Annotated in this window: 12 protein-coding genes and 1 pseudogene; 7 read left to right on the top strand and 6 right to left on the bottom strand. The window is 63.2% G+C overall.

Features of this window, described 5'->3' with window-relative positions; all coding sequences use genetic code 11:
- Window positions 1-887, bottom strand: a pseudogene (locus K675_RS0128900) (autotransporter outer membrane beta-barrel domain-containing protein); the annotation flags it as partial.
- Between the two features lie 310 nt (window positions 888-1,197).
- Here K675_RS0128900 and K675_RS0128895 point away from each other — a divergent pair.
- Both K675_RS0128895 and K675_RS0128890 read left to right on the top strand, forming a co-directional pair.
- Complete coding sequence (locus K675_RS0128895; protein WP_017906942.1) at window positions 1,198-1,551, top strand: hypothetical protein; 354 nt, start codon at window positions 1,198-1,200, stop codon at window positions 1,549-1,551.
- A gap of 41 nt (window positions 1,552-1,592) precedes the next feature.
- Window positions 1,593-2,744, top strand: a complete 1,152-nt coding sequence (locus K675_RS0128890; protein ID WP_017906941.1) for a PQQ-dependent sugar dehydrogenase — start codon at window positions 1,593-1,595, stop codon at window positions 2,742-2,744.
- Here the strand turns inward: K675_RS0128890 and K675_RS0128885 are convergent.
- Window positions 2,723-3,829: a GNAT family N-acetyltransferase/peptidase C39 family protein gene (locus K675_RS0128885; RefSeq protein ID WP_017906940.1), complete on the bottom strand. Its 1,107-nt coding sequence runs from the start codon at window positions 3,827-3,829 to the stop codon at window positions 2,723-2,725. The genes K675_RS0128890 and K675_RS0128885 overlap by 22 nt on opposite strands.
- Window positions 3,830-3,918: 89 nt before the next feature.
- Between K675_RS0128885 and K675_RS0128880 the strand changes: the two genes are divergently transcribed.
- Window positions 3,919-5,505: a RimK family protein gene (locus K675_RS0128880; protein WP_026145623.1), complete on the top strand. Its 1,587-nt coding sequence runs from the start codon at window positions 3,919-3,921 to the stop codon at window positions 5,503-5,505.
- 9 nt (window positions 5,506-5,514) lie between these two features.
- On the top strand, window positions 5,515-6,456 hold the full coding sequence (locus K675_RS0128875; RefSeq protein ID WP_017906938.1) for a magnesium transporter CorA family protein: 942 nt from the start codon (window positions 5,515-5,517) through the stop codon (window positions 6,454-6,456).
- A 229-nt stretch (window positions 6,457-6,685) separates the two neighbouring features.
- On the opposite strand, the gene map is transcribed toward K675_RS0128875, so the two are convergent.
- Window positions 6,686-7,447 (bottom strand): type I methionyl aminopeptidase, encoded by a 762-nt coding sequence (map, locus tag K675_RS0128870; protein WP_017906937.1) that lies wholly within the window; start codon window positions 7,445-7,447, stop codon window positions 6,686-6,688.
- Window positions 7,447-7,647 carry a ParD-like family protein gene (locus K675_RS0128865; protein ID WP_017906936.1) on the bottom strand — a complete coding sequence of 67 codons (201 nt, stop codon included), beginning with the start codon at window positions 7,645-7,647 and terminating at the stop codon, window positions 7,447-7,449. Before K675_RS0128865 ends, map begins: the two co-directional genes overlap by 1 nt.
- Before the next feature lie 263 nt (window positions 7,648-7,910).
- Here K675_RS0128865 and ilvA point away from each other — a divergent pair, with 263 nt between their 5' ends.
- Complete coding sequence (ilvA, locus tag K675_RS31590) at window positions 7,911-8,951, top strand: threonine ammonia-lyase, biosynthetic (protein WP_017906935.1); 1,041 nt, start codon at window positions 7,911-7,913, stop codon at window positions 8,949-8,951.
- Between the two features lie 15 nt (window positions 8,952-8,966).
- Here ilvA and K675_RS0128855 read toward each other — a convergent pair whose 3' ends face one another.
- Window positions 8,967-9,272 (bottom strand): NIPSNAP family protein, encoded by a 306-nt coding sequence (locus K675_RS0128855; protein ID WP_017906934.1) that lies wholly within the window; start codon window positions 9,270-9,272, stop codon window positions 8,967-8,969.
- Between the two features lie 16 nt (window positions 9,273-9,288).
- Complete coding sequence (gene eco / locus K675_RS0128850; protein ID WP_017906933.1) at window positions 9,289-9,771, bottom strand: serine protease inhibitor ecotin; 483 nt, start codon at window positions 9,769-9,771, stop codon at window positions 9,289-9,291.
- Window positions 9,772-10,142: 371 nt separating this feature from the next.
- Between eco and K675_RS0128845 the strand changes: the two genes are divergently transcribed.
- Both K675_RS0128845 and K675_RS0128840 read left to right on the top strand, forming a co-directional pair.
- Window positions 10,143-10,412 carry a DUF1652 domain-containing protein gene (locus K675_RS0128845; RefSeq protein WP_017906932.1) on the top strand — a complete coding sequence of 90 codons (270 nt, stop codon included), beginning with the start codon at window positions 10,143-10,145 and terminating at the stop codon, window positions 10,410-10,412.
- A 162-nt stretch (window positions 10,413-10,574) separates the two neighbouring features.
- Window positions 10,575-11,981 (top strand): alpha-D-glucose phosphate-specific phosphoglucomutase (locus K675_RS0128840; RefSeq protein ID WP_017906931.1); only part of this gene is annotated, 1,407 nt, incomplete at its 3' end.

Below are 11,981 nucleotides of genomic sequence, written 5' to 3'. Positions count from 1 at the left end.
CCGGCCTCGATGTTCAGGCTGCCGCTACCGCTGGCGCTGTCACCGAGGACCAGGCTGTCGTTGAGGGTCATGGCCGAGTTGCGGGTCAGCCCCACCGATTCCCAGTTCACATAGCGTCCGCCGGTGCCGGGGCTGCTGTTCTCGAATACCAGGCTGTCATTGCCGAGACCGCCGTCCAGCGACGGGGTCGAGGACAGGGCGGCTTCGCTCAGGTTCTGGATCAGCGCGCGGTCATTGCCGGCACCCAACAGTATCTTGCCGTGGATGATGCCCGCATCGCGCCAGTTGAAGTAATCGTCGCCGGCGCTCATGTGGACCTCGCCATAGACCGTGCCGTTGCTCATCAGCACCTGGTTGTTGCCACCGCTGGTGACGATGTCGGCGGTCTGGGTGAAGCTGCCGATGGTGCCGCCGGTGACGGTGACGATGTCATTGGCGCCTTCGCTGACCAGATTGCCCTGGATGGCGCCACCCAGCAGGGTGAAGTGGTTGTTGTCGTGGATCAGGTCGACCCGGCCGATCGAGCCGCCGCTCATGCTGACCTGGGCACTGCCGGTCAGGGTGCCACGCAGCGTGCCGCCGCTCATGGTGAAGCGGTTGTTGCCAGCGCCCAGATCGAGGTTGCCATCGATCGTGCCGCTGACCATCGTTGCGCTGTCGTTGCCATTGCCGAATACCACGTCGCCGGTGATGGTGCCCGTGCCCGGATAGGGCATGCCCAGGCTGTTGTTGCCCTGGGTGTCGACGACGCCGGAGGAGGTGCCGCTGTCGCAGACGAAGGAATCGTCGCCGGCGGTCGGGGTGAGGTCGCAGGCGGCCCGGGTGTCCTGCAGCACCAGTGCCAGCAGGGGCAGGGCGCAGGTCCGGGCGAGGTCGTGTCGGATCATTGCGTTCATCCTTTGGGAAAAGGACAGGGCAAAGTCACCACGACGCATCCGGAGGGCCCCATGCACTCGGGATGGGTGTTGTCTGTGCGTTATAGCGGAAAAAATCCGGGCGGATAACTGTCAACATTGACAGGTTACGCGCGGCGGCAAAGGGGCGTAGGCTTGAGGGTTGGGCTGTGGCTTTTCGCCGGGAGGGCGTCGGCGCGCAGCGCTGAAGCATTCTGTCATATGAAATTTCCCTCAGGTTCGAACCCGCGTGCCAGGGTGCTATCCAATCAAGGGAATGAGATATCAGTTCAGGAGAAGCGTCATGAACACAATGGTAATCGGCCTGGCTCCCTGGTTGGCGGCCGGTTTGTTGAGTATCGCCGTTCCTGCCGTTGCGGCCCCCCAGGAGGGCCTGCGCCTCTCCACGGTGCGATTGGCGCAGAACCTGCCCAACAGCGACAACCCCTACAACAGTCCGATCCGGCGCGCCAACCCGAACAGCCGCCAGGGTTCCGAGCCCAGCACACCGCCAGTGCGCGGGCCCAACACTCTGCCGACGCCACGTCCTTCGACCCTTGAGAACGGCGCCATCGGCAACGGCTATCCGCGCCAGCAGCAGGCACCGATGGCGGTGCCGATCCAGCCGGGCACCCGCAGTCCGAACACGCAGCGTTGAACGTTGCCGTGGCCCTTCTTTATTCTCGTAAGGAACTGTCCATGTTGCGAAAAAATCTGATAGCCGCCTTGTGTGCCAGTGTCCTGTTGAGCCTGCCGCTGCAGCCGACCCTGGCCGCTGGGCAGACCTTCGACTCAGAACTGGGACCGGTCACCGCCACGCAGATCGTCGGCGGCCTGCAGCATCCCTGGGCGCTGGCCTTCCTGCCGGACAAGCAGGGCCTGCTGGTCACCGAGCGGCCGGGGCGGTTGCGGGTGGTCAGCCCCGACGGCAAGCTGTCGGCGCCGCTGGGCGGCGTTCCCCAGGTCTGGGCCAAGGGCCAGGGCGGCTTGCTGGACGTCGTGCTGTCGCCATCGTTCAAGGAGGACCGTCTGGTCTATCTGTCCTATGCCGAAGGCGGTGGCGCCGGCGGCAAGGCCGGCACCGCGGTAGGGCGAGGGCGACTGTCGGCCGACCTGACGCAACTGCTCGACTTCAAGGTGATCTTCCGTCAGGAACCCAAGCTCTCGGAAGGCAACCACTTCGGTTCGCGTCTGGTGTTCGACCGCGATGGCTACCTGTTCATCGCCCTCGGTGAAAACAACCAGCGTTCGACCTCCCAGGACCTGGACAAGCTGCAGGGCAAGGTGGTGCGGATCTTCCCCGATGGCCGGGTGCCCGACGACAACCCCTTCGTCGGCCAGCAGGGCGTACGCCCGGAAATCTGGTCCTTCGGCCACCGCAACCAGCAGGGCGCCGCCCTCAACCCCTGGACCGGCACCCTGTGGACCCATGAGCACGGCCCCCGTGGCGGCGACGAGATCAATATCATCGAACGCGGCAAAAATTACGGCTGGCCGCTGGCGACTCACGGCATCGACTACTCGCGGCAGCCCATTCCCGAGGCCCAGGGCAAGACGGTCAAGGGTACCGTGGCGCCCCATCATGTCTGGGAGAAGTCTCCGGGCCTGAGCGGCATGGCCTTCTATGACGGCGACCGCTTCCCGAAATGGCGGCACAACCTGTTCATCGGCGCGCTGGCCGCCGAGCAACTGATCCGCCTGCAGTTCGATGGCGACCAGGTGGTGCATGAGGAGCGCCTGCTGGGCGGGTTGAAGTCGCGGGTACGCGATGTCCGCCAAGGGCCGGATGGCTACCTGTATGTGCTGACCGATGCCGATGATGGAGCCCTCTACAAGGTCGGCCTGGAGTAGAGGGTCACCGCGGCCCGCAGTTTGCGGTGGCCGAAGGTGCTCATCTTGTCGAACTCGCCGTGACTGACCGGCAGGTGCTGGCAGTCCAGCGGCTGGCGATGCTGGCTGTGGTCGACATCCGGGTCATGCAGGTAGACGAATTCTTCGTCGCAATCGGTGACGATGACCCAGTGCGGCGCCTTGGAGCGGGTCAGGCGGTAGCTGCTGATCAATACCAGTGGCTTGCCGCCGGTCGCCAGCAGGCGGGGCAGGTCCAGGGCGCCAGCGAGCACCTGTTCGACATCGGTCGCGCGCAGTTCCTCTTCGAAGCCGTCATGCACCAGACGCATGACGGCCTTTTTATGCGCGTTGCGTACGCCGTCGAGTAGCAGGGGGCCCTCGATGCTCACTTGCAGGCTTACCGCGAAACCGCGCCGCCAGGCGGCCAGCGCCAGACCCTGGGGGCTGCAGCCGCCGTGGCCGGAGGTCATGAAGATGGTGGTCGCCTCGCGCCACAGCTGCACCTCTTCGCGCCGCGTGGCCTGGCGCTCTGGCTGTAAGGCGGCCATCGCCATCAACAGGCAGGCCGGGCCGCAGGTGAACTCGGTGGTCTGGGCATAGTAGGGCACCTGGGCCTCGCGTCTGGCGGGATGGTGCAGGATGCGCTTTTCCAGGCGCAGGGCATCGGCATGGTCTTCGTAGTAGTCGTTGATCAGGCCGAACCGGCGATAGCCGCTGTGTTCGTAAAGGGCGATCGCCGCACTGTTATCGGTGCGCACCTCCAGCCGCAGGTACGCACAATCGTGCTCCAGGGCACAGGCCTCGCTGTGTTGCAGCAGTTGCTTGCCCAGGCCGATACCTCGGGCGTGGGGCGCGATGGCGATGGAGTACAGGCGCGCCAGGGACGTCCCGCGATGGAACAGCAGCAGGGCATAGCCGGCCAGTTGCGCGTCGGACTGCTGGGCAACGATCAACCGGGCATGGGCGCGATTGATCATCCAGTGGAAGCTGCGCGCGGTCAGGCGATCGCTGGTGAAACAGTGCTCCTCCAGTTGCAGCAGGGCGGGCAGGTCATCGGTTGTGGCCGGGCGAAAGACAAGATCCATATAACCACCGTAAAAGTTGCGTAACGAAACGGGACTTTCCCGAAACATCGTGCTTAATAGAAAGTGTCTTGTTCAACGGATCCATTTCTATGTCAGCGGTGCAAGGTGATTGGCGCGAAGTATCCGGCCAAAGTTTTCCGGTAGCAATATCCCCAGATACTTATTTGTCGTTGTCGAATAACCCGGCCAGCCAACTGCTCATTATTGTCGAGCGCCGCGAGGACTGGGCTTCCTATTTTCCCAGCGAGGATATCGTCACGGCCCAGGAGTATCTCGAGCAATCCCGGGCCGGCGAGCCGGGCAAGCGTGTCCTGGTGATCAACCTGTGCCGCAGCTACAAGTACCTGGGCCACGGCTACTACTGTTCGTTGCTGGCCGAGGCGCGTGGGCATCGGGTCATTCCGTCGGTGAGAACCATCAGCGAGCTGACCCGCAAGTCCCTCTACGGGTTGGCCCTGGATGATCTGGACAAGACTCTGGGAAAGGCACTGGGCGATCATCTTTATCGTGATACCGAAGGGTTTACCCTGACGCTGTATTTTGGCAACACGGTTATCGAGCCATTGCAGGAACTTGCCCGGCAGTTATTTGAAGTATTTCCTTGTCCGATATTGCTGGTCGAGTTCAGAAAGACTAACGGTTGGCATGTAGAGGGCGTCAAGGCCGGAACTTTGCACAAGTTGCGTGAAGATCAGGAAGATCATTTTGCCCAGGCACTGTACGGCTTCAGTCGCCGGATCTGGCGACTGCCGCGCTCACGCCGTCTGGCCCGCTACGACATGGCGATCCTGCATGATCCCCAGGAGAGTCTGCCCCCCTCGAATGCCAGGGCGCTGGAAAATTTCATCCGGGTCGGTCAGCGGTTGGGGATCGACGTCGAACTGATCGGCAAGAAGGATTACGGGCGGATCGCCGAATACGATGCCCTGCTGATCCGCGAGACCACCAGTGTCGACAACCACACCTACCGGTTCGCGAAGAGGGCCGAGAGCGAAGGGCTGGTGGTGATGGACGACTCGACGTCGATCCTGCGCTGCACCAACAAGGTCTACCTGGCCGACCTGCTCAAGAGTCATGGCCTGGGCATGCCGGCGACCGAGATCCTGTACAGGGAGCGTCCTGAGGACTTCGAGCGGGTGGGGGAACGCCTGGGTTTCCCGCTGGTGCTGAAGATCCCCGATGGCTGTTTCTCCCGGGGCGTGATCAAGGTGGAAAGCCGGCAGGCGTTGCTGGAGGCCACTGCCGAACTGTTCGAGCACTCGGTGCTGTTGCTGGCCCAGGAGTTTTTCTACACCGAGTACGACTGGCGCATCGGTGTGCTCAACCGCAAGCCGATCTTCGCCTGCCAGTATTTCATGTCCAAGGGCCATTGGCAGATCTACAACCACAAGGCCAAGGGCCAGGACATCAATGGCGAATGCCGCACCCTGGCGATTCACGAGGCGCCGAGGGCGGTGGTCGACCTCGCGGTGCGGACCGCCAACCTGATCGGCGACGGCCTCTACGGGGTCGATCTCAAGCAGTCCGACGACAAGGTGGTGGTGATCGAGGTCAACGACAACCCCAACCTGGATGCCGGGATCGAGGATGCCTACCTGCAGGATGACCTGTACGGGCTGGTGCTCGAGGAGTTCGTTCGGCGCCTGGAGCTCAAGCGTCGCGGACAGGCCTGGTAGGGGAGGGCGATGATCAGAAGTTTCGAGTTGCAGCACGGCAGCTTGCAGCCGGTCCGGCACCTGGAGGCCGCGGTGATGTTGTTCTGCAACCCCGATGCGGGCGAGCGCGAGCTGCTGCACAGCCATTTCAAGCTCGACGAACATGCCCTGGCCTCGGCACTGGACCCGGACGAGGTCTCGCGCATCGAGTTCCACCCGGACAACCTGTTCCTGATCTGGAAGCGCCCACTGAATGACTCGGCGGTGGATAGCCTGGCCTTCGAGGTGTCCTCCTGCGGTCTGCTGTTGTGCGAGGAGCGCCTGCTGGTGATTGCCACCGATGCCGCGCAGCTCGACGGCCTGGGCAGCCACAAGGCGCTGGACACGCCGCTCGACGTGTTGCTGGAGATGCTCTTCAACAACATCCATCACTATCTCGGACACCTGAAAGTGATCAAGATGGTTGCCCGCGAGCTGCAGCAGAAGTTCTACGCCTCGATGGAAAACCGCCACCTGATCCAGATGTTCAATCTCAGCGAGAGCCTGATCTATTACATCAATGCCCTGCACAGCAACGGCGCGGTGCTGACGCGGCTGCGCAATCACGCGCAGAAGCAGGCTTTCAGCGAACAGGCGATCAGCCTGATCGACGATCTGATCATCGAGAACAACCAGTGCTACAAGCAGGCGGAAATCTATTCCAATGTATTTTCCGGGTTGATCGATGCCCGTGGCAACCTGATGAACAACAGCACCAACGGCCTGCTGCGCAAGCTGACGCTGATCAACGTGGTGTTCCTGCCGCTGAACCTGATCGCCAGCATCGGCGGGATGTCGGAGTTCAGCATGATGACCGCCGGCACGCCGTGGTGGGTGTCCTACCCGTTGTTCCTGCTGGCGATGCTGGCGGGGGCGGGGTTGATGGTGGTGGGGCTCAGGCGCCTGGCGGGGAAGGTGGACCGCGTCACCTGAGCGGTGTTGTGGGAGCCGGCTTGCTGGCGAGAGTGGTGGGGCAGGCGCTGCTGAACTCGCTGAATGGCCGCCTACGGCGGATCGCCAGCAAGCCGGCTCCTGCAGGAGGGCGGTGTACACCTGTCAGGTGGTCATGGCGGTAGGTTTGGGTGCTGATCGGCGATTGGCCAATGATCGTGGGTCTCCCCAGGGCATGGCGTACAGCGGAAACGGCCTCGAGGTACTGATGTCATGGCTGCTGGGTCAGCACCTCGAAACCGTCGCGGGTCACGGCCACGGTATGTTCCCACTGCGCCGACAGGCTGCCGTCACCGGTGACCACGGTCCAGCCATCCTTCAGGCCGCGGGTGCGGGGGCTGCCCTGGTTGAGCATCGGTTCGATGGTGAAGACCATGCCTTCGCGCAGCACCAGGCCGGTACCCCGCCGGCCGAAGTGCAGCACCTGCGGCTCCTCGTGCATCTGCCGGCCGATCCCGTGTCCGCAATACTCGCGCACCACGCTGTAGCCATTGCTCTCGGCATGCTTCTGGATCGCGTGGCCGATATCGCCCAGGCGCGCGCCGGGCCGGACCGCGCGGATACCTTCCCACATCGCTTCGAAGGTCTTGTCCACCAGGCGCCGGGCCTTGGGGCTGACGGCGCCGATCAGGTACATCTTGCTGGAGTCGGCGATGAAGCCGTTCTTTTCCAGGGTGATGTCGATGTTGACGATATCGCCCTCGCGCAGGATCGCCAGGGCATCGGGCATGCCATGGCACACCACTTCGTTGATCGAGGTGTTGATGGAGTAGGGGTAGTCGTACTGGCCCTTGCTCGCCGGGCGGGCCAGCAACTCCTGGCGGATGAAGGTCTCGACCCGTCGATCCAGTTCCAGGGTCGACAGGCCGGCCATGGGCAGGCCGTCGAGCATGCTGAAAACCTGGGCCAGCAGGCGCCCCGACTCGCGCATCAGCGCCAGTTCGGCTTCGCTCTTGATCAGGCCGACCGACATCAGTTGCGTCCCCGGATGAGATCATCCCGGTTCAGCAGCAGGCGATTGACCAGCTCGTTATAGCCCAGTTGCGGGTTGAGTTCGGCCAGCAGGCCGAGCTTGATCCAGAATTCGGCCTGGGCGTTGATCGAGCGATCCATGGCGGCGCTGGCCATGCGGATCTGCTCATGCAGTTGATCGGAGATCTTGACGATGCCCATGAGGTTCTCTCGGGAAATGGATATACGAAGCGTATATGTTTCGTATATTGCAGGCAAGCCACGGCGAATTTTTCCCATTGACTTGGTCGCCGCTCCCGGATAGTTTCAGGAAATGTCCTACGCCCACGTTCTGCCTCAGCCAAGCATTATTATTATCGCCATTCCTTATCTGGCGGGCTGAGCTGCACCTGTTTCCCAAACCCGCCTCCGAGGCGGGTTTGTTGTTTCTGCCTCCGAGGCCCAGCGCCAACCCGGAGAGCCTGATGAACCCCGACAAAGCCCGCCAATCCTCCAACGCCGATGACGAACTGCTGGGCCGCTATGTCCGCAAGATCCTTGCGGCACCGGTCTACCACCAGGCGATCCGCACGCCCTTGCAGCCGGCTCCGGCGTTGTCCGATGCCCTGGGCAACCAGGTGCTGCTCAAGCGCGAAGACCTGCAGCCGACCTTTTCCTTCAAGATCCGCGGTGCCTACAACAAGCTGGTGCAACTGAGCGAAGCCCAGCGCAGCCGCGGCGTGGTCACCGCGTCGGCGGGCAACCATGCCCAGGGCGTGGCCCTGGCCGCACGTACCCTGGGGATCAAGGCGACGATCGTCATGCCCACCACCACGCCCGAGCTCAAGGTGCAGGGTGTACGCAGCCGCGCCGCCACCGCGGTCCTGCATGGCGAGAGCTTTCCCTTCGCCCTGGCCCATGCCCTGGCGCTCGCGCGGGAGAAGGGCTACACCTTCGTCTCGCCATTCGATGATCCCGAGGTGATTGCCGGCCAGGGCACGGTGGCGATGGAATTGCTCAACCAGCACCAGGGGCCCTTGGACGCGATTTTCGTACCGGTCGGTGGCGGTGGCCTGATCGCCGGGATCGCCGCCTACGTCAAGTACCTGCGGCCGCAGGTGCGGATCATCGGCGTCGAGTCGGAGCACTCCAACTGCCTGCAGATGGCCCTGCAGGCGGGCGAACGGGTGGTGTTGCCCCAGGTCGGCACCTTCGCCGACGGCGTGGCGGTGGCGCAGATCGGTGCGTACGGGTTCGAGATCTGCCGGCGGCATGTCGACGAGGTCATCACGGTCAGTAACGATGAGCTGTGCAGCGCCATCCGCGACATTTACGACGATACCCGTTCCATCACCGAACCGTCGGGCGCGCTGGCCGTGGCCGGGATCAGGAAGTACGTGGCGCGTGACGGCGCGCGGGGGCAGACGCTGGTGGCGATCAACTCCGGTGCCAACATCAACTTCGACAGCCTGCGCCACGTCGTCGAGCGGGCGGCCCTGGGCAGGCCGCAGGCGGTCCCTGCATGACAGGGCCCCAGGGATTCAGGACAGCAGCGGGCGCATGAAGCTGCGCTCGTAGCTGAGGATGAACTTCTTCTCGACCACCGAAGCGACCAGCGCAGTGCTTTCGGGGTCGGTCAGAGCCTTCTGGCGGTAGCGTTCATACTCGGCCAGCGAGCCGAAGCTGAACAGGCAATAGGCGATGTTGCTTGCGCCTTCGCTGGGCAGGAAGTAGCCGTGGTGGGTGCCGCCCAGGCGTTCGACGATACGGATCCAGGCCCTGGAGTAGTCCTCGAACTCGGCCAGTTGATACGGATCGATGACGTATTTGACGTGGCAGGTGATCATCGGCCGGCTCCCTGGGTCATTCGCTGACGGCCTTCTTGATCAGTTTGGACGGAGTCCAGATCCGATAGCGGATCTGCACGTCGTCCGGCGCGTAGATCACCAGCGGCAGCTTGCTGTTGTAGCGCAGCATGTAGCCGCTGCCGACCACCGGAACGAAGTCTTTTTTCGGTTTGGTGCCGGGCGGGCAGGCCATGAGGGTGGACACCGGGCCGCTGATGCTTTCCAGTCGATAGAAGGAATAGCCCCAGCCCTCCAGGTTCTTCTCGTCGAGGTCGCCGCTCAGACGCTTCTGGTTGCAGTCGACGGGCAGGATCTTGCCGGCGATGATTTCGACCCGGTGGTCGGAGTCCTTGGTCATCTTCGGTACGCGGATGACCGTGCGGGTGAAACCGTCTTCGGCCTTGGGAAAGGGCGCCAGGTCCGATTTGTCGGCGGCGACCGCACTGGCGGCAGTGGTCATGGCCAGCAGGAAGGTGGCGGCGATGGTCGTCGATTTCATGAGCTTTCTGTGCCCTGGGTCAGGAGGGAAGGTGCCCTCGGTGGAATGATACGGCTCTGATGGCTCGCGCTGTTTCCCAGCGGATCCGCAAACAACTGGCCAAGATAAGGGCAAATGGCGCCTTCGCAAAGGGTTTTTCTCGTCACCTGGATAGCGGCATTTCGCTATTAAACCGACCAGCGGTGTGCCTGTCGGACGAACAGCGCTCACGGGCGCGGGGGAAACGGCCTAGTCTGTGACGAGGCTCCCGCCTTTCAGGATAGGACAGGGCGGAGGCTCGTGTTGGGCTTGTGATGCGTGAATTACCCGCGGGTGGTCGGTGACTGTCCCGGCAACGAAACTGGCAGTCTCATATAACGGAGAGAGTCGCCATGCTATCGCTATCGTCGCTTGAGTTACGCAACATCATCGAAAGCAGTTTTCTGCCGACGCGCTGCCAGTGCAGCGTGGGGGCGGATGAATCCCTCACCATCAAGGTGTTCGACAGGAAGTCCGAACGGGTGGACCTGATGGTCACCGGTATCAGTGCTTCGAAGCTCGATAGCAGCCGCGCCATTTCGGAGCTCATCGCCAAGCTGCGCCACGACCTGCAATACAGCCAGGGCGCCGGCCATCAACAGGAGCGGGCAAGGGCGTTTTGACGCCATTGTCCCGTCGCACGACTCTCCCTCCCGCGCCTCTTTGCCCAAGGGGCGCCTCTCATAAAAATCTTTCCCGCCATGGGATAGATAGCTTACCGGCGGTGTCGAACTGCCAGTAAACTGCGCGCTTTTCCCCGTACCCTTCATTTCCAGAGGTTTTGCATGACACTCAGTCCTTTTGCGGGCAAACCGGCACCGGCACAGCTGCTGGTAGATATCCCGCGACTGGTATCGGCCTACTACACGGGCCAACCCGATGCGACGATCGCCACCCAGCGTGTCGCCTTCGGTACCTCGGGGCATCGGGGCAATTCCTTCGATCTGAGTTTCAACGAGTGGCATGTTCTGGCCATCAGCCAGGCGATCTGCCTGTACCGCCAGGCCCAGGGGATCGATGGCCCGCTGTTCGTCGGTATCGATACCCATGCATTGTCCACCCCCGCCGGTGCCAGTGCCCTGGAAGTGTTCGCCGCCAACGGCGTGGAAACCATGATCGCCCAGGGCGACGAGTACACCCCGACGCCGGCGGTGTCCCACGCGATCATCTGCTACAACCGCGGCCGTACCAGCGGCCTGGCGGATGGCGTGGTGATCACCCCGTCCCACAACCCGCCGGAAAGCGGTGGCTTCAAGTACAACCCGCCCAATGGCGGCCCGGCCGACACCCACGTCACCAAGTGGATCGAGGCCAAGGCCAACGAGCTGCTGGGCAACCAGTTGGCCGGCGTGAAGCGCGTCAGCTACGAGCGTGCGCTCAAGGCTGCCACCACTCACCGTCACGACTATCTCAACAGCTATGTCGCCGACCTGGCCAATGTCATCGACATGGATATCATCCGTAGCGCCAACCTGCGCCTGGGCGTTGATCCACTGGGCGGTGCCGGCGTGCGCTACTGGTCGGCGATCGCCGATCACTACAAGTTGAACCTGGAAGTGGTGAACACCGAGGTCGACCCGACCTTCCGCTTCATGAGCGTCGACTGGGATGGCAAGATCCGCATGGACCCATCCTCCAGTCATGCCATGCAGGGCCTGATCGGCCTGAAGGAGCGTTTCGACGTGGCCTTCGCCTGCGACCCCGACCATGATCGCCATGGCATCGTCACCCCGTCCGGCGGCCTGTTGGCGCCGAACAACTACCTGGCGGTGTCGATCGACTATCTGTTCCAGAACCGCCCGCAATGGCGCGCCGACGCGGCGGTGGGCAAGACCGTGGTCAGCAGCGGCCTGATCGACCGGGTGGCGGCGCGCCTGGGCCGCCGTCTGTACGAGGTGCCGGTGGGCTTCAAGTGGTTCGCCGACGGCTTGTTCGACGGTTCCCTGGGTTTTGGTGGCGAGGAGAGTGCGGGCGCATCGTTCCTGCGCAAGGACGGGACGGTCTGGTCCACCGACAAGGATGGCCTGATTCCGGGCCTGCTGGCGGCGGAAATGACCTCGCGCACCGGCCGCGATCCGAGCCAGATCTTCCGTGGCCTGACCGACGAACTGGGCGAGCCGTTCTCCGTGCGGGTCGATGCCGCGGCCACGCCCGCGCAGAAAGCGTTGCTGGGCAAGCTGTCGCCGCGGCAG

The organism is Pseudomonas fuscovaginae SE-1, assembly GCF_000364705.1.
In the GTDB taxonomy this organism is placed as follows: domain Bacteria; phylum Pseudomonadota; class Gammaproteobacteria; order Pseudomonadales; family Pseudomonadaceae; genus Aquipseudomonas; species Aquipseudomonas fuscovaginae_A.
Note: the sequence above shows the minus strand (reverse complement) of the source record. Positions and strands in the feature narration are given on the sequence as shown.

Bases quoted from the DNA above. Each gene is read 5' to 3' on its own strand.
- K675_RS0128895 (WP_017906942.1), top strand. From the start codon at position 1,198: ATGAACACAATGGTAATCGGCCTGGCTCCCTGGTTGGCGGCCGGTTTG.
- K675_RS0128890 (WP_017906941.1), top strand. From the start codon at position 1,593: ATGTTGCGAAAAAATCTGATAGCCGCCTTGTGTGCCAGTGTCCTGTTG.
- K675_RS0128885 (WP_017906940.1), bottom strand. From the start codon at position 3,829: ATGGATCTTGTCTTTCGCCCGGCCACAACCGATGACCTGCCCGCCCTG.
- K675_RS0128880 (WP_026145623.1), top strand. From the start codon at position 3,919: ATGTCAGCGGTGCAAGGTGATTGGCGCGAAGTATCCGGCCAAAGTTTT.
- K675_RS0128875 (WP_017906938.1), top strand. From the start codon at position 5,515: ATGATCAGAAGTTTCGAGTTGCAGCACGGCAGCTTGCAGCCGGTCCGG.
- map (WP_017906937.1), bottom strand. From the start codon at position 7,447: ATGTCGGTCGGCCTGATCAAGAGCGAAGCCGAACTGGCGCTGATGCGC.
- K675_RS0128865 (WP_017906936.1), bottom strand. From the start codon at position 7,647: ATGGGCATCGTCAAGATCTCCGATCAACTGCATGAGCAGATCCGCATG.
- ilvA (WP_017906935.1), top strand. From the start codon at position 7,911: ATGAACCCCGACAAAGCCCGCCAATCCTCCAACGCCGATGACGAACTG.
- K675_RS0128855 (WP_017906934.1), bottom strand. From the start codon at position 9,272: ATGATCACCTGCCACGTCAAATACGTCATCGATCCGTATCAACTGGCC.
- eco (WP_017906933.1), bottom strand. From the start codon at position 9,771: ATGAAATCGACGACCATCGCCGCCACCTTCCTGCTGGCCATGACCACT.
- K675_RS0128845 (WP_017906932.1), top strand. From the start codon at position 10,143: ATGCTATCGCTATCGTCGCTTGAGTTACGCAACATCATCGAAAGCAGT.